Origin of the sequence: Phyllobacterium sp. 22229 (assembly GCF_052056495.1) — a bacterium.
Classification (GTDB): Bacteria; Pseudomonadota; Alphaproteobacteria; order Rhizobiales; family Rhizobiaceae; genus Phyllobacterium; species Phyllobacterium myrsinacearum.
Genome location: NZ_JBQEPA010000001.1, coordinates 342,643 through 366,644, shown reverse-complemented (window position 1 = coordinate 366,644; position 24,002 = coordinate 342,643). Strand labels below are relative to the sequence as shown.

Genomic DNA, 24,002 nt, shown 5'->3' with positions numbered 1-24,002 from the left:
GTTTCGCATGCACGGCACTGTAATATGTGCGGGTATAGCTCAGTGGTAGAGCAGCAGCCTTCCAAGCTGAATATGCGGGTTCGATTCCCGCTACCCGCTCCAGATTTGCAAGAGCACCGCGTGCACGCGTGAGCGCGCAGAGGTGCTCTTCGATTTTTGTCTTGAGCATTGCACGCCGCTCATGTGTCCCCATATGAACGAGCATGAACAAGACGAAACCAACCTGATCCGGTTGATTTGGCCGGGCGGGAGACTGAGCTGACGGACGGCTTGCTGTCTCGTCTGAGCTACAAACATGGTACCGGCCCTAGACCGGTTGTGATGACGAGAGAACGACAGCTATGGCTAAGAGCAAGTTTGAACGTAACAAGCCGCACGTCAACATCGGCACGATTGGTCACGTTGACCATGGCAAGACGTCGTTGACGGCAGCGATTACGAAGTATTTTGGTGAGTTCAAGGCGTACGACCAGATCGACGCTGCGCCGGAAGAAAAGGCGCGCGGCATCACCATTTCGACGGCGCACGTTGAGTATGAGACGGCAGCGCGCCACTACGCGCACGTCGATTGCCCCGGCCACGCCGACTATGTGAAGAACATGATCACCGGTGCGGCGCAGATGGACGGCGCGATCCTGGTTGTATCGGCTGCCGACGGCCCGATGCCGCAGACGCGCGAGCACATCCTGCTTGCCCGCCAGGTTGGCGTTCCGGCCATCGTGGTTTTCCTGAACAAGGTCGACCAGGTTGACGATGCCGAGCTTCTGGAACTGGTTGAACTGGAAGTGCGCGAACTTCTGTCGAAGTACGACTTCCCGGGCGACGATGTGCCGATCGTCAAGGGTTCGGCTCTGGCTGCGCTTGAAGACAGCAACAAGGAAATCGGCGAAGACGCGGTGCGCGCGCTGATGGCGGAAGTCGACAAGTACATTCCGACGCCGGAACGTCCGGTTGACCAGCCGTTCCTGATGCCGATCGAAGACGTGTTCTCGATCTCTGGCCGTGGTACGGTTGTGACGGGCCGCGTTGAACGCGGAATCGTCAAGGTCGGCGAAGAAGTTGAAATCATCGGCATCAAGCCGACGACGAAGACGACGGTGACCGGCGTTGAAATGTTCCGCAAGCTGCTCGACCAGGGCCAGGCAGGCGACAACATCGGCGCGCTGATCCGCGGCGTTGGCCGTGAAGACGTCGAGCGCGGCCAGATCCTGGCCAAGCCGGGTTCGGTCAAGCCGCACACGAAGTTCAAGGCAGAAGCCTATATCCTGACGAAGGACGAAGGTGGCCGTCATACGCCATTCTTCTCCAACTACCGTCCGCAGTTCTACTTCCGCACGACCGACGTGACGGGCGTGGTGACGCTGCCGGAAGGCACGGAAATGGTCATGCCCGGCGACAACATCTCGGTTGATGTAACGCTGATCGTGCCGATCGCAATGGAAGAGAAGCTGCGCTTCGCTATCCGTGAAGGTGGCCGCACGGTTGGCGCCGGGATTGTTGCTTCGATCATCGAGTAATTGTCGCAAGACAATGTGAATACGGAAAAGGCGGCCAGTGGCCGCCTTTTTTATTTGCATGCTGCTGTTGTCTGGCTGCCCGCTTGTTGTCTATCCGATTGACTCAGACGGATTTCGGTTTGCCGTAGGTGCGATGGTAGGCAGCAACGAGTTCGAACAGGCGTTCGAAGTCGATCGACAGGACCCGGCCGTCGATGTAGATGCCCTTCGGCATCCGGAACAGCGATGCCCGGACGATCCTCGACTTGATGCCCCGGCCGAGCTGATCCACCTGATGGGGATCGATACCCAGCACGATTGTCTGTTCGCGGTTGTCATTCCACGACGCCACTTCGTTGATGTTCTTCCAGGGAATGGTCTCGTCGGCCAGGCGCCTGTCACACAGGCCTTCCGGCGAGATGGTGATGGCATCGCGGGTCTTCAGCAGCCGCCAGACCAGGCGGGCCGTGAGAAGCGGGAACACAACGGAACCGGCACAGGCGATGTACTCGATCAGGTTTTCGGGTTCACTGCCGAGCAATTCGTAGATGACGACCCCGATTGAATAGAAGGACAGCATGCTTGTCATGGCAATATGCTGCAATGGCCTCGAAAACGAGGATTTGATTTTGATCGTTTGGCGCGCGTCCATTTTGATCTCTTTCACCATTCGCCGCGACCGCCGGTCGAGGCCGGGACGGGTCGAGGGAAGGGGCAGGTTGAATTCACGAAAATGTGATGGCTTAAATCGATGACGTGAGCATGACATTCCTATGACGCGTCAATTCATACTTTGTTTCAATTGTACACTTATCGAGAGCGCGGCGTTTTCACACACTGCCCTAACAGGCAACGCGCCCCTGCGGCGAAAGGGCAACTGCTTTCTGTTTACCCTTCCGGACCCTTGGTTTATCCTTGCGGCACTAGAGCATATTCGGCTTCAAGGATACCGCCGCGATCCGGCAGCGGGCAATTGGTAGTTATCGGGATTGACATGTTTGGTTTTCGTTTGGCCGGATGCAGCGTTCTCTCAGGTATGGTTGCCGGTGTTCTCCTGGCATTGCTGGTGCAGCTGGTGCTTGTCGCGCCTGTTCTGGCGGGCAAGAAGCAGGCGAGGGAGCCTGCGCTGCAATCCATGCGCTTTGCCATTGTCCGCAGCGCGGTGTCGAGTTGTGAGCCCGCCTGTCCGGAATGGATATGGGCTTCCGGCACCATATTGGACGACACGCCGGCCAAGCTGCGGAAAATTCTGAAGGCGATGGGCAACAGGCGCCTGCCGATCATCATGGAATCGAATGGCGGCAATGTGGATGCGGCCATGCAGGTCGGCCGCATGATCCGCAAGCGCGGTCTGGACATCGCCATTGGCAGGACCCGCTTTGAGGGATGCAGCCCCGATCAGAAATGCAAGCCCGGCCGTTATGTCGATGGGGCCTATGCGGGATACCCCTATCCGGCGGGTGCCTACTGCCTCTCCGCCTGTCCCTATATCTTTGCCGCGGGCGAAAGGCGCCTTGTCGGTCCCTGGGCGCTGATGGGCGTACACCAGATCACGCAGGTCTACACCCAGACGCGCATCACCTACGAGACGCGCTACCGCATGGTGAACGGCAAGAAGAAGATACTGGATACCAAGATCATCGGGCGCAAACCCGCCGGTTCCTACGAGCGTACCGATCTGAGCAAGGGCTACCGCAAGAAACTGCTCGTCTATTTCACCGGTATGGGTATCGATCCGGCCATTGTCGACCGGATGCTGTCGATTCCGGCCAAGGATATCTCGGTTCTGACTCAGGACGAGCTGGTTCAGTACAGGCTCGTGACCGGGGCGGGGGATGTCAGCGACCTGGCGGCGACGCGCATCTGCGAGCAGGAGCCGAAGGCCGTCAACTGCGTCGGAATCAAATCTGCCAGTTCCAAGGTAGTTTCGAGGATGAATTGACGGGTTGCGGCCGGGCTGATTCTCGCAATTCTGCGATCAGCGCGGCCAGAAAGTGGGATTTCGCGCTCCGGTCCGGTTTAAATCCCGGTGAACAATCACCATTTCATTGCCAGGGAGCGACAGGGCTCTGCCAAATGCCATGGCTGCCGGTTGAATTCCTCATAAAGTACCGTGCAGCCGGAATAGGGGCTTGAAAAGCGCAGCGCTTTATGGAATGTACGCCCCGGACTGTAGGGGAGTAGCTCAGTTGGTAGAGCGGCGGTCTCCAAAACCGTAGGTCGCAGGTTCGAATCCTGTCTCCCCTGCCACTCATAGTCTGCCCGCACACGATTGGATGGTGTGCTGACAGATGTTTGGAAAGAAACGAAACCGGGGACTTGTGTTTTACCGGAATCGGTTCTATGTAACATCAACAGACACGCGGTGCGTGGAGCTGAACGATCAGCTTTACGGGCCGTAATGGTGTGAACAAAGCGTGTTGTTACCATGACAACATATTGAGTTTACAACAACATGACACGCACGAGCGGTAAATGGCATCCAAGACGAACCCGATAAGTTTTTTTCAGCAAGTGCGCGCGGAAACGGCAAAGGTCACCTGGCCTTCACGCCGTGAGACGCTCATTTCCACCGCTATGGTGATGGTGATGGCGTTTTTTGCTGCGATTTTCTTCTTCGCAGCTGATCAGTTGATGGCCTTCGGGATTGATCTCGTTCTCGGTCTTGGTCGTTAACGCAGGCTGACAAGGAAATTTGAATGACCGCGCGCTGGTATATCGTTCACGCCTATTCGAACTTTGAAAAGAAGGTCGCCGAGTCGATCGAAGAAAAGGCGAGGCAGAAGGGTCTGTCGCATCTTTTCGAGCGGATCCTCGTGCCAACCGAAAAGGTGGTTGAAGTGCGCCGCGGCCGCAAGGTTGATGCTGAGCGCAAGTTCTTCCCGGGTTATGTCCTTGTTCGCGCCGACCTGACGGATGATGCCTATCATCTGATCAAGAATACGCCGAAGGTGACGGGTTTCCTCGGTTCCGACAACAAGCCGGTCGCGATTTCCGACAAGGAAGCCGAGCGGATCCTGACGCAGGTTCAGGAAGGTGTCGAGCGTCCGAAGGCTTCGATCTCGTTCGAGATCGGCGAAAGCGTTCGCGTTGCCGATGGTCCGTTCGCCTCGTTCAACGGCATCGTTCAGGAAGTCGACGAAGAGCGTTCGCGCCTCAAGGTGGAAGTTTCGATTTTCGGCCGCGCTACGCCGGTCGATCTGGAATTTGGTCAGGTCGAAAAGATCTGATCAACCGGCCGCCTGACGGGCGGCCAGCCACGTCAGTGGCGAATGGTGGGAGGTGAGGCGGCCTTTAGCCGGGTCTTCAATCCGCACCACCAAACTGCAACCGCCGGTTTTCCGGCATAATGATAAGGCAGAGAAGTTATGGCTAAGAAAATTGCAGGCCAGCTCAAGCTGCAGGTCTCGGCAGGATCGGCAACGCCGTCCCCGCCGATCGGACCGGCACTTGGTCAGCGCGGCATCAACATCATGGAATTCTGCAAGGCCTTCAATGCGGCCACGCAGGAACTGGAAAAGGGTTCGCCCATTCCGGTCGTGATCACATACTATCAGGACAAGTCCTTCACTTTTGTGATGAAGACGCCGCCGGTGTCTTACTTCCTCAAGAAGGCCGCAAACCTGAAGTCCGGTTCGAAAGAGCCAGGCAAGGTGGTTGCTGGCAAGATCTCGCGCGACAAGGTCCGTGAAATCGCGCAGGCGAAGATGAAGGACCTGAACGCAGCGGATGTTGAATCCGCCATGCGCATGGTCGAAGGTTCTGCCCGTTCGATGGGCCTGGAAGTGGTGGGCTGAGACGATGGCAAAAGTATCAAAGCGTGTAGCCAAGGTTCGTGAAGGCGTTGACCGCAACAAGCTCTATGATCTGACTGCGGCTGTTGCCATGGTCAAGGAACGTGCCGTTGCCAAGTTCGACGAGACGATCGAAGTATCGATGAACCTCGGCGTTGATCCCCGCCATGCGGACCAGATGGTTCGCGGCGTTGTCAACCTGCCAAACGGCACGGGCCGTACGGTTCGCGTTGCTGTTTTCGCTCGCGGCGACAAGGCTGAAGAAGCCAAGAAGGCCGGTGCTGACATCGTTGGCGCGGAAGACCTGTTCGAGATCGTCAATGGCGGCAAGATCGATTTCGATCGCTGCATCGCCACGCCGGACATGATGCCGCTCGTCGGCCGTCTCGGCAAGGTTCTCGGACCGCGCGGCATGATGCCGAACCCGAAGGTCGGCACCGTAACGACGGATGTTGCGGCAGCGGTCAAGGCTTCCAAGGGCGGTGCTGTCGAGTTCCGCGTCGAGAAGGCCGGTATCGTTCACGCAGGCGTCGGCAAGGCATCGTTCGATGTCAAGGCGCTGGAAGAAAACATCAAGGCATTCACCGATGCCGTCACCAAGGCAAAGCCAGCAGGCGCCAAGGGTGAATATGTCAAGCGCGTCGCGATTTCGTCGACGATGGGCGTTGGCGTCAAGGTTGATCCGTCGACTGTGCGCCCTGCGTAACAATCGATGTGAAGTCTTGGACCTAACGGTCTGAGTTTTAAAGAATTCCAGGCCTTTCGGGGCCTGGATAACCGGATGAAAGTCCGGTTATCCTGTCCGAGATTGCAGGTGGCTCGCCTTAATTGTCATGAGCCTGCATGAGACGTGGAACAGCTTTGTTAGGGTGGAAAAATCCACCGAGACAAGGTTCGAACCGTAGTTGCCTTTCGCTTGCAGCCGGGTTTCCGGCGAAGCAGGGGGGACAGGATCCTCAAGTGTTGTTTGGCTTCCGTTTCTGGATTGAAGCCTTGCAACAAAAGGCAACCCGGCAGGGACGCACCGTGCGTTTCTGCCAAATGGAGAGAGACAGTGGAAAAAGCGGAAAAGCGCGAATTTGTCACGTGGCTGAACGGCGTCTTCAAGGACTCCGGTTCAGTTGTCGTGGCCCACTATACCGGTCTCACCGTTGCGCAGCTGAGCGATCTTCGCTCCAAGATGCGTGATGCTGGTGGCACCGTTAAAGTCGCGAAGAACCGCCTTGCCAAGATCGCTCTTCAGGGCACGGAATCGGAAGGCATTTCTGACCTGTTCACAGGCCAGACACTTGTTGCCTATTCGAATGATCCGATTACGGCACCAAAGATCGCCATCGAATTTGCCAAGGGTAACGAAAAGCTCGTCATCCTCGGTGGCTCGATGGGAGCAACAACTCTCGACGCTGATGGCGTGAAGGCTCTTGCCGCACTGCCGTCACTCGACGAGTTGCGTGCAAAGCTGGTTGGTATGATCCAGACACCAGCAACGCGCATCGCTCAGATCGTCAACGCACCGGCAGGCCAGCTTGCCCGCGTTTTCGGCGCCTATGCCCGGAAGGACGAAGCGGCATAAGGCCGTTCTCGCTGTCAATATATCGAACCTTGTAAAGGAAAACCAAAATGACTGATCTCGCAAAGATCGTAGACGACCTGTCCAACCTGACCGTTCTGGAAGCTGCTGAACTTTCGAAGCTTCTGGAAGAGAAGTGGGGCGTTTCTGCTGCTGCTCCTGTTGCTGTTGCTGCTGCCGCTGGCGGCGGTGCAGCTGCTGCAGCCGTTGAAGAAAAGACTGAATTCGACGTCGTTCTGACCGATGCCGGCGCTAACAAGATCAACGTGATCAAGGAAGTCCGCGCAATCACCGGTCTCGGCCTCAAGGAAGCCAAGGACCTCGTTGAAGCTGCTCCCAAGCCAGTCAAGGAAGCTGCTACGAAGGACGAAGCTGACAAGATCAAGGCACAGCTCGAAGCAGCTGGCGCCAAGGTTGAACTGAAGTAAGTCTAGCATTTTTGGCGGGCAGGGCGACAAGCCCTGTCCGCTGATCTGCCCTTTTTGGGCAACCCGGTACTGAACCCTTTTCCTGACGGCAATTCCGATGCTTTCAGGAAACGGGTTTTGTCCCGTTCACGGGGCCGCAAAAGCGGTTTTAAGAAACATGCCAGTTTCCGCTGGCGCAAAGACGAGGAGCGACGATGGCTCAGACCCATACTTTTAACGGTCGTAGGCGCGTACGCAAGTTTTTCGGTAAGATCCCTGAAGTCGCAGAGATGCCGAACCTCATCGAGGTTCAGAAGGCTTCCTACGATCAGTTCCTCATGGTTGAGGAACCGAAAGGCGGGCGTCTTGATGAAGGTCTGCAGGCTGTGTTCAAGTCTGTGTTCCCGATCCAGGATTTCTCCGGCGCTTCCATGCTTGAATTCGTCAAGTATGAATTTGAAGCTCCAAAATTCGACGTTGACGAATGCCGTCAGCGCGATCTGACCTATGCTGCACCGCTGAAAGTCACGCTGCGTCTGATCGTGTTCGATATTGACGAGGATACGGGCGCCAAGTCGATCAAGGACATCAAGGAACAGGACGTTTACATGGGCGACATGCCGCTCATGACCGATAACGGCACGTTCATCGTCAATGGTACCGAGCGCGTCATCGTTTCGCAGATGCACCGGTCGCCGGGCGTTTTCTTCGATCACGACAAGGGCAAGACCCATTCGTCGGGCAAGCTGCTGTTTGCCGCGCGCGTCATTCCTTACCGCGGTTCCTGGCTTGACATCGAGTTCGATGCCAAGGACGTGGTCTATGCGCGTATCGACCGCCGCCGCAAGATTCCTGCGACATCGCTTTTGATGGCGCTGGGCATGGACAGCGAAGAAATCCTGTCGACGTTCTACAATTCGCTGATGTTCAGCCGTGACGGCGACACCTGGCGCATTCCGTTCTCCGTCGACCGTTTCCGCGGGTTCAAGGCGACAACAGACGTTATCGATGCCGATACCGGTGAAGTCATTCTCGAGTCCGGCAAGAAGCTGACCGCCCGTGCGGCCAAGCAGCTTGCTGAAAAGGGCCTGAAGTTCATCAAGGCAACGGAAGACGACCTGTTCGGCATGTATCTGGCCGAAGACATCGTCAACATGGAAACCGGTGAAGTCTATCTCGAAGCCGGTGACGAGCTGGACGAGAAGACCCTCAAGGTTCTGCTCGATACCGGTGTAGCCGAGATCAACGTTCTCGATATCGACCATGTCAATATCGGACCGTATATCCGCAACACGCTGGCCGTCGACAAGAACGAGAGCCGTCAGGACGCGCTGTTCGATATCTACCGCGTCATGCGTCCCGGTGAGCCGCCGACAATCGACTCGGCCGAAGCCATGTTCAAGTCGCTGTTCTTCGACAGCGAGCGCTATGATCTCTCGGCTGTTGGCCGCGTGAAGATGAACATGCGTCTCGACCTGAACGCGGAAGATACCGTCCGCATCCTGCGCAAGGAAGACATCCTTGCCGTGGTCAAGATGCTGGTCGATCTGCGCGATGGCCGCGGTGAAATCGACGACATCGACAATCTCGGCAACCGCCGTGTGCGCTCGGTCGGCGAATTGATGGAAAACCAGTACCGCGTTGGCCTGCTCCGCATGGAGCGCGCCATCAAGGAACGCATGTCGTCCATCGAAATCGACACCGTGATGCCGCAGGACCTGATCAATGCGAAGCCGGCAGCTGCTGCCGTTCGCGAATTCTTCGGCTCCTCGCAGCTGTCGCAGTTCATGGATCAGACCAACCCGCTTTCGGAAATCACCCACAAGCGCCGTCTTTCGGCACTTGGACCTGGTGGTCTGACCCGTGAGCGCGCCGGCTTCGAAGTCCGCGACGTGCATCCGACGCATTACGGCCGTATCTGCCCGATTGAAACGCCTGAGGGACCGAATATCGGTCTGATCAACTCGCTCGCAACCTTTGCCCGGGTCAACAAGTACGGCTTCATCGAAAGCCCGTACCGCCGGATCGTTGACGGCAAGGTCACGGACGACGTCGTCTATCTCTCGGCCATGGAAGAAGCCAAGTATCACGTGGCACAGGCCAATGTGGAACTCGACGCTTCCGGCGCCTTCACGGACGAATTCGTTGTCTGCCGCCATGCGGGTGAAGTTCTGATGGCTCCGCGTGAAAACGTGGATCTGATGGACGTGTCGCCGAAGCAGCTCGTATCGGTTGCCGCAGCGCTCATTCCGTTCCTGGAAAACGACGACGCCAACCGCGCTCTGATGGGTTCGAACATGCAGCGTCAGGCCGTTCCTCTGGTTCGTGCGGAAGCGCCGTTCGTCGGTACCGGCATGGAGCCGATCGTTGCCCGTGACTCCGGCGCCGCCATCGGCGCACGCCGCACAGGTATCGTCGATCAGGTCGATGCAACGCGTATCGTTATCCGTGCGACGGAAGATCTCGTACCGGGTAAATCAGGCGTCGATATCTACCGCCTGATGAAGTTCCAGCGTTCGAACCAGAACACCTGCATCAACCAGCGTCCGCTGGTGCGTGTTGGCGACCGGATCGAAAAGGGCGACATCATTGCCGACGGTCCTTCGACGGATCTGGGCGATCTGGCGCTTGGCCGCAACGTGCTCGTCGCGTTCATGCCGTGGAATGGCTACAACTACGAAGACTCCATCCTTCTGTCTGAAAAGATCGTTTCGGATGACGTCTTCACCTCGATCCACATCGAGGAGTTCGAAGTCATGGCCCGCGATACGAAGCTTGGACCGGAAGAAATCACGCGCGACATTCCGAACGTTTCGGAAGAAGCCCTGAAGAATCTGGACGAAGCCGGTATTGTCTACATCGGTGCGGAAGTTCAGCCGGGTGACATTCTCGTCGGCAAGATCACGCCGAAGGGCGAAAGCCCGATGACGCCGGAAGAAAAGCTTCTGCGCGCCATCTTCGGTGAAAAGGCTTCCGATGTCCGTGACACCTCGATGCGCATGCCGCCCGGGACTTACGGTACAGTTGTGGAAGTTCGCGTTTTCAACCGCCACGGCGTTGAAAAGGACGAACGCGCCATGGCGATCGAGCGCGAGGAAATCGAGCGTCTGGCCAAGGACCGCGACGACGAACAGGCTATTCTTGACCGCAACGTCTATGGCCGTCTGGCTGACGTTCTCAATGGCAAGCCTGCCGTTGCCGGACCGAAGTCGTTCAAGAAGGGCACCGTTGTCACGACGGAAGTCATGGGTGAACACCCGCGCTCCCAGTGGTGGCAGTTTGCCGTGGAGGACGAAAAGCTTCAGGGCGAGATCGAAGCTCTGCGCAACCAGTACGACGACTCCAAGAAGCTGCTCGAACAGCGTTTCATGGACAAGGTCGAAAAGGTACAGCGCGGCGACGAGATGCCTCCGGGCGTCATGAAGATGGTCAAGGTCTTCGTTGCTGTGAAGCGCAAGATCCAGCCAGGCGACAAGATGGCCGGCCGTCACGGCAACAAGGGTGTTGTCTCGCGTATTGCCGCCGTTGAAGACATGCCGTTCCTCGAAGACGGAACGCATGTGGACATCGTGCTCAATCCGCTTGGCGTGCCAAGCCGCATGAACGTTGGCCAGATTCTGGAAACGCATCTGGGCTGGGCCTGTGCCGGAATGGGCAAGAAGATCGGCGATCTGATCGAAGCCTACAAGGCGCAGCATGCTGCAAGCGGACAGGGCGACATCCAGCCGCTGCGGGCGACGATCGAGTCGATCATCCCCGACAACGACCGGAACGAGCCAGTGCGCAACTATGACGACGAGAGCATCGTGCGTCTTGGTGAGCAGATGAAGCGCGGCGTGTCGATTGCAACGCCGGTGTTTGACGGTGCGCATGAGCCGGACATCAATGTGATGCTGGAACAGGCGGGTCTGAAGGCTTCCGGTCAGTCGACGCTCTATGACGGACGTACGGGTGAAACTTTCGATCGTCAGGTGACTGTCGGCTACATCTATATGCTGAAGCTGCACCACCTGGTCGACGACAAGATCCACGCCCGTTCGATCGGACCTTACTCGCTCGTCACGCAGCAGCCTCTGGGTGGTAAAGCCCAGTTCGGCGGCCAGCGCTTCGGTGAAATGGAGGTCTGGGCCCTGGAAGCATACGGTGCGGCTTACACGCTGCAGGAAATGCTCACGGTCAAGTCCGATGACGTCGCCGGCCGTACCAAGGTCTATGAAGCGATCGTCCGCGGTGACGATACGTTCGAGGCCGGTATTCCCGAGAGCTTCAACGTTCTCGTCAAGGAAATGCGTTCGCTCGGCCTCAATGTCGAGCTGGACGATACACGCCAGCAGGACCAGCAGCAGGCCTTGCCTGACGCGGCAGAGTAGAAAAGTTGGGGTGCGCGGCTTGCCGCGCACCCGACCATTTTGTTTCGAGCCGCTGCAGAAGCGGCATTTGATCTAGATGGACCCGCGACGGCGGATCATTCCATCGCAAGCAGAGGGCAATTTTTGCCCCATGGAGAAACGGCATGAACCAAGAGGTCATGAATCTTTTCAATCCTCAGGTGCCTGTACAGGCATTCGATTCCATCCGGATTTCGATCGCCAGCCCTGAGAAGATTCTGTCCTGGTCATACGGTGAGATCAAGAAGCCGGAGACGATCAACTACCGCACGTTTAAGCCGGAGCGGGATGGTCTCTTCTGCGCTCGGATCTTCGGGCCGATCAAGGACTATGAATGCTTGTGCGGCAAGTACAAGCGCATGAAATACAAGGGCATCATCTGCGAAAAGTGCGGCGTGGAAGTAACGCTGTCGCGCGTTCGCCGTGAGCGCATGGGCCATATCGAACTCGCAGCTCCGGTTGCGCATATCTGGTTCCTGAAGTCTCTGCCAAGCCGTATCGGCACATTGCTCGACATGACCCTCAAGGGTATCGAGCGCGTTCTCTATTTCGAGAACTACATCGTGACCGAACCCGGCCTGACATCCCTGAAAGAGCATCAGCTGCTTTCAGAAGAAGAATACATGATCGCTGTCGATGAGTTCGGTGAAGATTCCTTCACGGCACTGATCGGCGCGGAAGCTATTCATGAGCTTCTGGCTTCCATGGATCTGGAGAAGATTGCCGGCGACCTGCGGGAAGAGCTGGCAACGACAACATCGGACCTGAAGCAGAAGAAGCTGATGAAGCGTCTGAAGATCGTCGAAAACTTCCTGGAATCGGGCAACCGTCCGGAATGGATGATCATGAAGATCGTTCCGGTCATTCCGCCGGACCTGCGCCCGCTCGTTCCGCTGGATGGCGGCCGCTTTGCGACATCCGATCTCAACGACCTCTATCGTCGCGTGATCAACCGCAACAACCGTCTGAAGCGCCTGATCGAACTGCGCGCGCCTGGCATCATCATCCGCAACGAGAAGCGCATGCTTCAGGAATCGGTTGATGCACTGTTCGACAACGGCCGCCGCGGCCGCGTCATCACCGGCGCCAACAAGCGTCCGCTGAAGTCGCTGTCCGACATGCTCAAGGGCAAGCAAGGCCGCTTCCGCCAGAACCTGCTCGGCAAGCGCGTCGACTATTCCGGCCGTTCGGTCATCGTGACCGGTCCGGAGCTGAAGCTGCACCAGTGCGGTCTGCCGAAGAAGATGGCGCTCGAACTGTTCAAGCCGTTCATCTACGCCCGTCTCGACGCCAAGGGTTACTCCTCGACCGTCAAGCAGGCGAAGAAGCTGGTTGAAAAGGAAAAGCCAGAAGTCTGGGATATTCTCGACGAGGTCATCCGCGAGCATCCGGTTCTTTTGAACCGCGCGCCGACGCTGCACCGTCTTGGTATCCAGGCATTCGAACCCACCCTGATCGAAGGCAAGGCAATCCAGCTGCATCCGCTCGTCTGTACCGCTTTCAACGCGGACTTCGACGGCGACCAGATGGCTGTTCACGTTCCGCTTTCCCTGGAAGCGCAGCTTGAAGCCCGCGTTCTGATGATGTCGACGAACAACATCCTGCATCCCGCCAACGGTCTGCCGGTTATCGTTCCGTCACAGGACATGGTTCTGGGCCTGTACTATCTGTCGATCGTTGCGGCCAAAGAGCCGGGCGAAGGCATGGCCTTTGCCGATATGGGCGAGCTTCACCATGCCATCGGCAGCGGTGCGGTGACCCTGCACACCAAGATCAAGGGCCGCTTCAAGAGCATTGATGCGGACGGCAAGCCGACATCGAAGATCTACGAGACCACGCCTGGCCGTATGATCATCGGCGAACTGCTGCCGAAGCACCACAACGTGCCTTTCGACATCTGCAACCAGGAAATGACCAAGAAGAACATCTCCAAGATGATCGACACGGTCTATCGTCACTGCGGACAGAAAGAGACGGTCATTTTCTGCGACCGCATCATGCAGCTCGGTTTCTCCCATGCCTGCCGCGCCGGTATTTCCTTCGGCAAGGACGACATGGTCATTCCGGAAACCAAGGCGAAGCTCGTTGCCGAGACCGAAGCTTTGGCGACCGAATATGAGCAGCAGTACAATGACGGCCTGATCACCCAGGGCGAGAAGTACAACAAGGTCGTTGACGCTTGGGGCAAGTGCACCGAGAAGGTCGCCGACGAAATGATGGCCCGCATTAAGGCTGTCGAGTTCGATCCTGTCACTGGCCGCCAGAAGCAGATGAACTCGATCTACATGATGTCGCACTCGGGTGCCCGCGGTTCGCCGAACCAGATGCGCCAGCTGGGCGGCATGCGCGGACTGATGGCCAAGCCTTCGGGCGAAATCATCGAAACGCCGATCATTTCGAACTTCAAGGAAGGCCTGACCGTGAACGAGTACTTCAACTCGACCCACGGTGCCCGTAAGGGTCTTGCCGATACCGCCTTGAAGACGGCCAACTCCGGTTACCTGACACGCCGTCTGGTTGACGTCGCGCAGGATTGCATTGTCATCTCGGTGGATTGCGGCACGACAACGGGCCTCACCATGCAGCCGATCGTCGATGCCGGCCAGGTCGTTGCGACCCTCGGCCAGCGCGTCCTCGGCCGCACGGCACTCGAAGACATCCTGCATCCGGTTTCCGGCGACGTTCTGGTCACCGGCGGCAACATCATCGACGAGTTCGATGTGGATGCCATCGAGAAGGCCGGCGTCCAGTCCATCCGCATCCGTTCGGCTCTCACCTGTGAGACCCGCGGCGGCATCTGCGCCAAGTGCTACGGCCGCGATCTGGCCCGTGGTACGCCGGTCAACCAGGGTGAAGCTGTCGGCGTTATCGCCGCGCAGTCGATTGGTGAGCCGGGCACGCAGCTGACCATGCGTACGTTCCACCTTGGTGGTACGGCGCAGGTTGTGGATCAGTCGTTCCTCGAAGCCAGCTATGAAGGCACGGTGCAGATCCGTAACCGCAACGTGGTGCGCAACTCCGACGGCCATCTGGTCGTCATGGGCCGCAACATGGCTGTCATCATCCTCGATGCGACAGGCAAGGAACGGGCGACACACCGCGTCACCTACGGTTCGCGCATCTATGTCGATGATGGCGATACGGTAAAGCGCGGCCAGCGTGTGGCCGAGTGGGATCCGTACACCCGTCCGGTCATGACGGAAGTCGAAGGTCATGTCGAATTCGAAGACATGGTCGACGGTCTTTCCGTTTCGGAAACGACGGACGAATCCACCGGCATCACCAAGCGCGTGGTCATCGACTGGCGTTCGACCCCGCGCGGTTCGGATCTCAAGCCTGCCATCGTCGTCAAGGACAAGGCCGGCAAGGTTCTCAAACTGGCAAAGGGCGGCGATGCACGCTTCCAGCTGTCGGTTGAATCGATCCTGTCGGTTGAACCCGGTTCGCATGTGAAGGCGGGTGACGTTCTTGCCCGTATTCCGATGGAAAGCGCCAAGACCAAGGACATCACCGGTGGTCTGCCGCGCGTTGCGGAACTGTTCGAAGCCCGCCGTCCGAAGGACCATGCAATCATCGCCGAAATCGATGGTACGGTTCGCTTCGGCCGCGACTACAAGAACAAGCGCCGCATCGTCATCGAACCGAACGACGAGACGCTCGAGCCTGTCGAATATCTGATCCCCAAGGGCAAGCCTTTCCATCTTCAGGATGGCGATGCGATCGAAAAGGGCGATTACATCCTCGACGGCAACCCGGCGCCGCATGACATTCTGGCCATCAAGGGCGTGGAAGCACTCGCTTCGTATCTCGTCAATGAAATCCAGGAAGTCTATCGTCTGCAGGGCGTTCTGATCAACGACAAGCACATTGAAGTGATTGTCCGCCAGATGCTGCAGAAGGTCGAAATCACCGAATCCGGTGACACGGGCTTCATCGCCGGTGACCATGTCGACCGGATCGAGCTGGACGAGATCAACGAACGTCTTGAGGAAGATGGCAAGAAGCCGGGCTATGGTACGCCGGTTCTCCTGGGTATCACCAAGGCTTCGCTGCAGACGCCGTCCTTCATTTCGGCTGCCTCCTTCCAGGAAACAACACGCGTCCTCACGGAAGCGGCTGTTGCCGGCAAGATGGATGCGCTGCAGGGCCTGAAGGAAAACGTCATCGTTGGCCGTCTGATCCCGGCCGGTACGGGCGGCACGGTCAAGCAGATCCGCCGCATTGCCGGTGCCCGCGACGAACTGATCATCGACGAACGCCGCAAGGAAAGCGGTGCCGGTGCTGCCAAGGCCGACGCCATGCTCACCGACATGACAGGCACCCCGGCCGAATAAGCCGGTTGCCCATGACGACATTGAAAAGGCCGCCTTTCGGGGCGGCCTTTTTGTTTGGGCTGTGATGCTAAGGTATTATTGATTGACTTCGACGCATGTGAGACACTGTTATCTACATAATATTGATTTATGTTTTTATATATTATTCAAAATAGTGGTGGCAAAGATGTTTGTGCGCCCCAAGATTTTTGTAACCGGTGACGGTTATTCAGAAAACCACTTTGAGCTTCTTAAATTGTCGGGATTTGATCGGCAGGCCATAGGAATTATCGCGCGCGCGCTACCACTATGAGAGCACGATCTGCCAATACTCTCCTGTTGGTGACGGCGGCAATTTGGGGGATCGGCTTCATCGGCCAGTCAAGCGCAATGACGCATATAGGCCCCTTCACATTCATTTTCTTTCGCTTCTTGTTTGCGTCTCTTACAATCTCGCCGCTGATGGTACGAGAAGTTAAAATGTCTCGAACATCGCTCACATCAAACGAATGCCGCCTGTTCCTTTTTACCGGAATGGCGTTGTTTGCAGCTGTGGCGTTTCAGCAATCCGGGCTTGTGACCGCAACGGTTACGAACACTGGGTTTTTAACCGGATTGAATGTCGTATTCGTTCCGATTCTCGCCATAGTGCTGTTCGGTCAATACCAACCTGTTACCGTTTGGCTTGCTGCGCTAACGGCATTTACCGGTATCTATTTGTTGTCCGATGCAAATCTAGAAAACTTGAACGGCGGGGATTGGCTGATCGTCGCGTGCGCGTTTTTCTGGGCGCTGCAGGTGGTTTTTGTCGGCCGTGCAGCGTCAGCGGTCAACAGGCCAATCACACTTTCGCTCTTTCAGTTCATTGTTTGCGGAATTCTCGGACTCGTTGTTGCTCTTTTTACCGAAGAATTCAATGCAGGCAAACTGATGATGGCAGCGCCAGCATTGTTGTTTGTTGGTGTCGTTTCAACAGGCGTCGCTTTCACATTGCAGACGATCAGCCAGCGTTTTACATCGGCGTCTCAAGCTGCAATTTCGCTCTCGTCGGAAGCCCTGTTCGCCGCATTCTTTGGCCGTGTAATTTTGGGCGAACAGTTGTCGTGCCTGCGCGCAATCGGTTGTGGTCTCATCTTCCTGGCCATGATTGCATCCCAGCTGAATCTGGTGCCCCCCGCTCCATCAATTGAAGAATAAGCTCAACTATTCGTTAAACTCGATCAGTGCAGCCCGGCCGGTACGGGCGGCACGGTCAAGCAGATCCGCCGCATTGCCGGTGCCCGCGACGAGCTGATCATTGACGAGCGCCGCAAGGAAAGCGGTGCCGGTGCTGCCAAGGCCGACGCCATGCTGACCGACATGACAGGCACCCCGGCCGAATAAGCCGGGTGCCCATGACGACATTGAAAAGGCCGCCTTTCGGGGCGGCCTTTTTGTATGTCAGGGCAGGCTGAAACCGAGCGCCTGCAGGCTGAGCTCGATGCCCCTCTGATTGCCCGCATACCAGAGAAACAGCAGCGTCTGCAGCGGAATGCAATTGATGATGGCGTGCAGCAGAATGGGCCAGAAAATTGCTCCGCTTTTCAATCTCAGCCATCCCGTGTAAAAGGCAGCGGGAAGGGTGACAATGAAGCTGAAAACACCCGTCTCGGCTGATATGTGCATGAACGAAAAGGCCAGACCCGTCGCGATCACGACGGCGGTATTGGAAAACCCCAATGCCTGGCCGCGTGAGAAGAGCAGCCCGCGAAAGCCGAGTTCTTCGGTTATGGGTACGGCGAGACTTTTGACAATCAGCAGCATCCACAGGGCATTCCACGGCGGAACGGATCCCATATGGAAACCGAGATGAAACACAGCGTCGAGCGCAACGTAGATGGCGCATGGCATCAAGGGGACGATCAGGATGATGGGCAGAAACGACCAGTGAAACTGTCCGAACCTGAGAAGGCTCCGCACGCGCAAGCTGAAAAAGGGAAACAGGTGCGATAAAACACCTGCCGTCATCACCGCTTCCAGCACCGCGTTGAGAAAGGCAAACAGCGTTATGTATTGCGGGCTTTCCCCATGAAGCGTGTAAATCCAGGCGTCATAATCGATAAGCCTGATCATGATGAGGAACAGATCCGCAGTCACATAGGCAACCGACTTTGCCAGGGGAACGATGCCGACGATCATGAAGAGCGTGAGAAGCCATGCGGTTCTGCGGGATGCATTGCCTGAACCGGATTGTTCCACCTTGATGCCCCGCACGACCTCGTGATCCGGGGACTTATCGATCCGATCCGCCGGGCCCCTTAAACAGGTGCACAATTACGCCAACGGCACGCCCGGGGCTATACTCCTTTATTCCTATAGCTCGCCAGCAATATACGGGAACAGACCGTGCAAGGCGCTATTGATCAAACTCGATCAGCGCGGCCTGGCCGGTGAGGGCGGTCTTCCAGGCGGACAGGTGGGGTTCTTCCTCCGGCTCGCTTGTCAGCGTGCCGATCTCCAGGAGTTCTGCCTCTTCATAGCCTTCATTGGCCAGAATCTGCAGGGCCGTTTCAACCAGCCCGTCGGCATCGTCATTCATCAGCAGAACATGCACCTGCAGCGGCTCTTCCTCGCCCTTCTTCCAGACGTCGGCAACGATGAGGTGGACTGTTTTCGGTTCGGGATTATCTGTTGGCATAGAATTGATTCCAGAGTTTGATCGTCATTCTGTCTGTAATGAAATCGTACCATTTATGAAATCAGAATATTCTTTCGAGTTGAGCAGGTCGCCGTGTGTTCCGCAACGTATTTTGCCGGGGCCAATCATATAGAGAACAGCATCATTCGGCGCGATAAGCTCCATATCGTGGGTGACGATGATTGCGGTCTGTTTGTTTTTCCGATTGCTTAAAGCCTTGATCACGCGTGATCTGTTTACTTCATCAAGTGCGGCTGTCGGCTCATCCAACAGCAAGAGATGGGACGGCTTCAAGAGCGCGCGAGCAAGGGAGATGCGTTGCTTCTCGCCACCGGACAATCTGCTGCCGCGCTCCCCCACGGTCGGCTCGTTTTCATCCCGGTGCCGCTTTACAACCTCGCTCAATCCCAGTTCGGCCATCACGGCTTCAATAGCGGCATGAGGGGCGTCAGAGCCGAGCGCAATATTTTCTGTGATGGTCAGATCGAACAGCAGACAATCCTGATACGCCACGGCGATACCATTTCTGAATGCTTCTGCGTTGGTTTCGGTCACCTCGACGTTTTCTATATTGAAATGCCCGCTCGATGCTGGAACCAGGCATGCAAGAACACGCAAAAGGCTGCTCTTGCCAGCTCCCGATGGGCCGACGATATACAGACGGCTGGCCGCAGGAACGGAGAGGTTCAACCCCGAAATGACGGGTGTCGCATCGATTGTAACGCCCAGATCGCGTAAATCCAGCGACCAGGGACCGCTCGAGACCGGCAGGTCGACACACAGAGAAGCCGGAACAGGGTTTTCGGCTAGAAGCCGCATCAGGAGAGTAGCTTCTCCGGCTGCCGCATGCATTTCGCGATAGACGCGAGCCAAGGTTTCCACTGGTTGCAGCAGGCGGATAATATATGTGTTGATCAACACAAGTTCGCCAACCGTGAGCGAGCCCGTCGAAACATCTAATGCGCCGCGCCATAGAACCCAGATCACGACGCCGCCGAATATGATCGTTTGCAGCACGCCATAATAGACCCGCTGGGTGAACGTCACTTTCCAGTGCGCGTCGTTCAGCTTCAGCCGCTTGTTGAGCTGTTCCATGATTACCGAACGCAAATTTGCTTGCTGGACCTGATCAACATTGACAATGGCATCGAGGCCATAGGTCCATGCCTCGGTGCCGCTTTCCATGGCGTTTTCCGTTGCTACCCGAATGCGTTCCGCCGACAGATTCGCCAAATAGCCATACAGGCAAAGAGCGGCGATCAGCACCGCTGCAATCCATGGATCCACCATGAACGCAATCACGAAGGCTGCGATGATGAGCTCAACGATCGTCGGTGCAACGGAAAAGGCAAGGCTGGATGTAATATCCCGTACAGCGTCGAGACCTTTCTCAACGATCCGGCCAATCTCGTGCGAACTATGCTGCCGCATGACTTGATAGGGAAGAGACAGTGCGTGGCTGAAGACGTGCAATGTGAGGTGCCGCTGCAAACGGAGATTGAATGGTCCGAATGTCAGCCATTCGAATTGAGAAATGATGGAGGCGATCAGCAGACTGACGGAAAATGCAAGAATGAGAGATATGCCCGATTCTATGTCACTTCCCTCCGATAGGCGATCAATGCCCTTGGCGAACAGTATCGGAATGGCAGACATTGCCGCGCTGACTATGGTAATTGTGCCGATCAAAACAGGTAATAATACAAACTGCCTCTTATTTTTAAATACTAGTAAAAATGCATACTTGAATACGGTGGATTCATTCACGGAATTTTCCTATTGTTTAAGTAATATATTATCAAAACCAAAATTATTCGGGCCATAATGCCTCATCTTCAGCCGTTTCTCTATGAGACTAATGTATAATATACATTGTGGTGCAGTTCGCTATGGTGTGTTTGTTACAAATTTTCCAAGGAGGTATGGGATGCTGATCCATTTTCTGAGCCCAGGACAATTCGGTGATCAAGTTGAGTTCGATGATGATGACAATACGACCATGGCGAGCGGCGGACTGAGTGGAGTAAGCCCCAGTAGCTCGAAATCGAATAGCAGCTCAAAGTGTGATAGTAGCAGTAAATGTGGCTCATCCGGCAAAAGCAACAGTTCTTCGGCCTCTAGCAAGGGGTGGAACACCTAAACCAAATGGCGGTACGCAAGCTGCGCGTACCGCCCCTTTTTACCTGACACTTCGTTGCATTGATCCAAGGCACCACAGATCACTCCAAATTTGGAGGTTGAGGATGCGATTTAATATTCAGCCCTATGCCAAAATCGTCGGTGATGATGACGGCATACCTTTTATATGCACGCCATCCGGTATCACGCGCCTGCATGACCACTCGATGATCAATGTGCTGACACATCTGAAGGCGTTGGGCGTCTCGACCAATCAACCAGCCGTTGATCAACTCTTTGCAGACCAAAATATTGATCCTGGGGCTGGCCGGAGTTTTCTTGAAAAAATCAACGTATTAAAGCGATATCGCGATGATGTACGGGTTGCGGTCCACTCAACAGACGGGGCCATTGCAGCAATGGTTGCTGCGCAAATCGAGCGGAATGATGCGATCGATGTCATCGTCATTGATGAGCTTGGTGACATTTCAGGATCAACAATACTCATTTGTATTCAGGCGCAGTATGATTATGGGTTAGCACGCGTTATTGTCGATCTTTGTCATCAAAAACCTGATCTGTTCCTATTACATGCCTACTTTGTATTGAGGCACTTTGTAATTGATGGTTTCTATTCCGTGCGTATGGCGCTGCCCGACCACTTTAGTTCGCTCTACAATCTTGCGGGTCTCGATCGATCATCCAAATTCAAACCTTCCAGTTGGGCGGATGTTTTTTTCGCTCATGCCAGCGCAGTCAGCACCACTGCTATCCCAACCTTACCAAGGTCCTTACTTGAGGAGAGTGCTGCTCTACATTTGCTTTATACCCGCTTCCGACAATTGATCGCGTCCGAAATGGTTCCCGTCTTCTCCGACGATCTGGGTACGGTCACGGAGATGAACCTGGATAGCGGACATATTCAACGCCATCGCGCCAGTCACTCAAATTTCAGTTCGTCCATGCGTGATTGGGCCGTTTCGTCCACCTAGCCTAAATGGGGAGGGTCAATCATGAAAACTGACGAGATCGCATCGTTCAATCAAATCGGCTTCGCCAGTCAATTCGTTGATGCCGATGTGGAATACCATGTAAGGGAATTCCATCAGGCTTGTATGACTCCGGTCGGGTCTGGATTTGAGAATTTGTTTGCATCTTCCGCGGTGACAACCCACCATTTGAAGCGCACCGAATTTGTCGAAGCTAGATTTTCGCACCTTACGCAGACCATCGACATCCCGCAGGAAAAGCCCATTTGCAATGTCACGCGTTTCGAGTCGTTGCACCATGGTGATGAAGGCATCGAGATTGCGTTTTCATTGATCGGCCGCATATTCAGTCATGCACTGGCAGCCGATCAACAGAAGCGGCGACCCTATCCCTCCGGCGGAGCGCTTTATGCAGTAGAAGCAATTTTGATTACCGGGCCCCGAGTTCAGGGGATGCAGAGGTTGTCAGCCTTCCACTTTCTTCCCGTGTCAAGAGCATTCGAACAACTGACCGCGCACATTTCAGAATCTGAGTTTTCTAGCCTGAGCGACGTACCAAATCCATCTTTCTACGTTCTTTACTGCGTCAATCTGAAAAAATCGATCTTCAAATATCGTACGCGTGGCTACAGGCTTTCACTTTTGGAGGTAGGGTCGATGTACCAGAATATGCTGCTGTGCGCCCAATCAGTTGGCGTTTCATCGCGTGTCCTGTCAGGCTTCCCCGAGCGCCAGGTTGCACATATGTGTCATCTGGACGGCCGGTTGCTGCTGCCGACTATTGTTCAGGCATTTGGGTTCGAAAAGAAACAAGATGGCAATCCAGCATAGATTTCGGCCCGTCATCGCAACTGTGCCAAACTTTGCCGTTGAGGCATCGAGCCCGCCACTCATATCGGAACCTTGTGTTTTTGGAGCACACGATAGTAGCCGTATACAAGGACACGGTTTTGGCTACGGACCAGATATACATCTCAAGGCTTTCGGAGAGTATATGGAGCGCTTTATTGCCTACCGAAGTATCGGTTCAAGCGGTTGTGCGACTATCAATGAACTGAACGTTTCACTTGACACCAAGAATGCGTTGAACGCCGCGATAACCGAGGCGTGCGGCGATGAGCATATCGGCAAACTAGTTTCCAGGCATAGGTTTGATACTGTTGAGGTTCTTGATCTGAGTTCGGGCGAGACAGTTCGGCTACCACGGATACTGTTTTCCCTTCACACCGCAGAGGATCAGCAATTCGTTCCAACCCGCGACACATCCGGATCGGCGCTTCACGCTAGCAAAGAGACAGCTTTCCAAAACGCCGTACTTGAATTTGTCGAACGGCAAAGTCTAGCCGCGATGTGGGCTTCGAGGCGCTGTCAGGCGCTGTCGGTGCTGGAACCCGATGACATTGCAGAGCCGAGGATCAAAATATTGCTCCAGCGGTTGAATGTGCGGGGAATACTGCGCTGCTACAACATTTCATTTCTTAAGGGCGCACATGTCTTATTTGTGGTCTACAAGGCGCGGTCCGAATACGACTTCGTGCAGTTTGCATGCGGCGCTTCAGCGGCCTTTTCCTGGCAAGCCGCGCTTGCAAAGGCGCTCACCGAGGTTTGGCAGACGAGCGTCCTCCTTCAGCAGATGAACTTCTTCGATTTCACCGAATATGGCGGGAGCGAACTCAAGGAAGGTTTTCAGAAAGCCAACCGCAGTGACTATGACCTTGATCTGGAGTTAGCTCCTTTGTTTGGCGTGAACGTCAAAGATGGGTCTTTGGTCGAATTGAGAGAGTCCCTGTTTAGCGTAAGCAGCAGCATATTTGCCTTTTTACAGAGCCATTACATGGGCCTTAACAAGCTCACATTCTGCAAATTGTTTTCTCCAGACTTCTTCATTCACATGAATCCGGGGGCGGGAAACAACAACCGGAACCGCTGGCTTCAGACGATTGCCAAGGATCGGCCCCTGCGGCTGACGTCTATGCCGTTTAGCTAGTGCAAGAATGCGTGGAAGGTCATGATTCTGGCTGTCCTGCGACTCGCCGGCGCTGCCTGTTGCCGCGATGGTCAAAATCGCTGTGCAGAAAGAGAAATTTAACTTGAATTAACCGCAGTCCGGCGAAACAATCTTACCATCAGGCCGCAAAGTGCCCCGAAACGCTCCAATCCTTAATAAAATTTGGAGTTCAGGCTTGACGTGGAGCAGGGGACAAAGTATCAGCAGCACATCTGAGCCGATGTGAGATTGGCTGTTTCGGA

The 24,002-nt window shown here is 55.7% G+C and carries 18 protein-coding genes, 2 tRNA genes and 1 pseudogene; 17 read left to right on the top strand and 4 right to left on the bottom strand.

Annotated features, from left to right (window positions below; all coding sequences use genetic code 11):
- Nucleotides 1-28: 28 nt before the first annotated feature.
- Both ACTJJ7_RS01875 and tuf read left to right on the top strand, forming a co-directional pair.
- Nucleotides 29-102 (top strand) — tRNA-Gly (locus tag ACTJJ7_RS01875).
- A 239-nt stretch (nucleotides 103-341) separates the two neighbouring features.
- On the top strand, nucleotides 342-1,517 hold the full coding sequence (gene tuf / locus ACTJJ7_RS01870) for an elongation factor Tu (protein ID WP_105732669.1): 1,176 nt from the start codon (nucleotides 342-344) through the stop codon (nucleotides 1,515-1,517).
- 103 nt (nucleotides 1,518-1,620) lie between these two features.
- Here the strand turns inward: tuf and ACTJJ7_RS01865 are convergent, their stop codons facing one another.
- Complete coding sequence (locus tag ACTJJ7_RS01865) at nucleotides 1,621-2,085, bottom strand: STM3941 family protein (RefSeq protein WP_130502060.1); 465 nt, start codon at nucleotides 2,083-2,085, stop codon at nucleotides 1,621-1,623.
- Between the two features lie 405 nt (nucleotides 2,086-2,490).
- Between ACTJJ7_RS01865 and ACTJJ7_RS01860 the strand changes: the two genes are divergently transcribed.
- The 12 genes and pseudogenes from ACTJJ7_RS01860 to ACTJJ7_RS01805 all read left to right on the top strand — a co-directional run.
- Nucleotides 2,491-3,438, top strand: a complete 948-nt coding sequence (locus ACTJJ7_RS01860) for a hypothetical protein (RefSeq protein ID WP_440964986.1) — start codon at nucleotides 2,491-2,493, stop codon at nucleotides 3,436-3,438.
- 232 nt (nucleotides 3,439-3,670) lie between these two features.
- Nucleotides 3,671-3,746, top strand: a tRNA-Trp gene (locus ACTJJ7_RS01855).
- Between the two features lie 225 nt (nucleotides 3,747-3,971).
- Nucleotides 3,972-4,172 carry a preprotein translocase subunit SecE gene (gene secE / locus ACTJJ7_RS01850; RefSeq protein ID WP_091886799.1) on the top strand — a complete coding sequence of 67 codons (201 nt, stop codon included), beginning with the start codon at nucleotides 3,972-3,974 and terminating at the stop codon, nucleotides 4,170-4,172.
- 23 nt (nucleotides 4,173-4,195) lie between these two features.
- Nucleotides 4,196-4,726: a transcription termination/antitermination protein NusG gene (gene nusG / locus ACTJJ7_RS01845; RefSeq protein WP_105732672.1), complete on the top strand. Its 531-nt coding sequence runs from the start codon at nucleotides 4,196-4,198 to the stop codon at nucleotides 4,724-4,726.
- Between the two features lie 138 nt (nucleotides 4,727-4,864).
- Nucleotides 4,865-5,293: a 50S ribosomal protein L11 gene (gene rplK, locus ACTJJ7_RS01840; protein ID WP_105732673.1), complete on the top strand. Its 429-nt coding sequence runs from the start codon at nucleotides 4,865-4,867 to the stop codon at nucleotides 5,291-5,293.
- Nucleotides 5,294-5,297: 4 nt separating this feature from the next.
- Nucleotides 5,298-5,996: a 50S ribosomal protein L1 gene (gene rplA, locus ACTJJ7_RS01835; RefSeq protein WP_105732674.1), complete on the top strand. Its 699-nt coding sequence runs from the start codon at nucleotides 5,298-5,300 to the stop codon at nucleotides 5,994-5,996.
- Between the two features lie 348 nt (nucleotides 5,997-6,344).
- On the top strand, nucleotides 6,345-6,863 hold the full coding sequence (rplJ, locus tag ACTJJ7_RS01830; protein WP_105732675.1) for a 50S ribosomal protein L10: 519 nt from the start codon (nucleotides 6,345-6,347) through the stop codon (nucleotides 6,861-6,863).
- 47 nt (nucleotides 6,864-6,910) lie between these two features.
- Nucleotides 6,911-7,288 (top strand): 50S ribosomal protein L7/L12, encoded by a 378-nt coding sequence (rplL, locus tag ACTJJ7_RS01825; RefSeq protein ID WP_105732676.1) that lies wholly within the window; start codon nucleotides 6,911-6,913, stop codon nucleotides 7,286-7,288.
- Nucleotides 7,289-7,482: 194 nt separating this feature from the next.
- Nucleotides 7,483-11,637, top strand: coding sequence for a DNA-directed RNA polymerase subunit beta (gene rpoB, locus ACTJJ7_RS01820; RefSeq protein WP_105732677.1), 4,155 nt, complete (start codon nucleotides 7,483-7,485; stop codon nucleotides 11,635-11,637).
- Between the two features lie 143 nt (nucleotides 11,638-11,780).
- Complete coding sequence (gene rpoC / locus ACTJJ7_RS01815; protein WP_105732678.1) at nucleotides 11,781-15,989, top strand: DNA-directed RNA polymerase subunit beta'; 4,209 nt, start codon at nucleotides 11,781-11,783, stop codon at nucleotides 15,987-15,989.
- Between the two features lie 288 nt (nucleotides 15,990-16,277).
- Nucleotides 16,278-17,165, top strand: a complete 888-nt coding sequence (locus tag ACTJJ7_RS01810; RefSeq protein ID WP_440964983.1) for a DMT family transporter — start codon at nucleotides 16,278-16,280, stop codon at nucleotides 17,163-17,165.
- 33 nt (nucleotides 17,166-17,198) lie between these two features.
- Nucleotides 17,199-17,351: pseudogene (locus ACTJJ7_RS01805) on the top strand (DNA-directed RNA polymerase subunit beta'); the annotation flags it as partial.
- A gap of 57 nt (nucleotides 17,352-17,408) precedes the next feature.
- On the opposite strand, the gene ACTJJ7_RS01800 reads toward ACTJJ7_RS01805, so the two are convergent.
- From ACTJJ7_RS01800 to ACTJJ7_RS01790, 3 genes are all read right to left on the bottom strand, one after another.
- Nucleotides 17,409-18,221, bottom strand: a complete 813-nt coding sequence (locus ACTJJ7_RS01800; protein WP_440964981.1) for a CPBP family intramembrane glutamic endopeptidase — start codon at nucleotides 18,219-18,221, stop codon at nucleotides 17,409-17,411.
- 142 nt (nucleotides 18,222-18,363) lie between these two features.
- On the bottom strand, nucleotides 18,364-18,645 hold the full coding sequence (locus ACTJJ7_RS01795; protein ID WP_105732680.1) for a hypothetical protein: 282 nt from the start codon (nucleotides 18,643-18,645) through the stop codon (nucleotides 18,364-18,366).
- A 24-nt stretch (nucleotides 18,646-18,669) separates the two neighbouring features.
- Nucleotides 18,670-20,412, bottom strand: a complete 1,743-nt coding sequence (locus ACTJJ7_RS01790) for an ATP-binding cassette domain-containing protein (protein ID WP_130273171.1) — start codon at nucleotides 20,410-20,412, stop codon at nucleotides 18,670-18,672.
- A 476-nt stretch (nucleotides 20,413-20,888) separates the two neighbouring features.
- On the opposite strand from ACTJJ7_RS01790, the gene ACTJJ7_RS01785 reads away from it, so the two are divergent.
- The 3 genes from ACTJJ7_RS01785 to ACTJJ7_RS01775 are packed head-to-tail and all read left to right on the top strand — an operon-like array spanning nucleotide 20,889 to nucleotide 23,739.
- Nucleotides 20,889-21,755 (top strand): McbB family protein, encoded by an 867-nt coding sequence (locus tag ACTJJ7_RS01785; protein WP_130273170.1) that lies wholly within the window; start codon nucleotides 20,889-20,891, stop codon nucleotides 21,753-21,755.
- A gap of 21 nt (nucleotides 21,756-21,776) precedes the next feature.
- Nucleotides 21,777-22,583 (top strand): nitroreductase family protein, encoded by an 807-nt coding sequence (locus ACTJJ7_RS01780; RefSeq protein ID WP_130273169.1) that lies wholly within the window; start codon nucleotides 21,777-21,779, stop codon nucleotides 22,581-22,583.
- Nucleotides 22,567-23,739, top strand: coding sequence for a YcaO-like family protein (locus tag ACTJJ7_RS01775; protein WP_130273168.1), 1,173 nt, complete (start codon nucleotides 22,567-22,569; stop codon nucleotides 23,737-23,739). Before ACTJJ7_RS01780 ends, ACTJJ7_RS01775 begins: the two co-directional genes overlap by 17 nt.
- The last annotated feature ends 263 nt before the right edge of the window (nucleotides 23,740-24,002 follow it).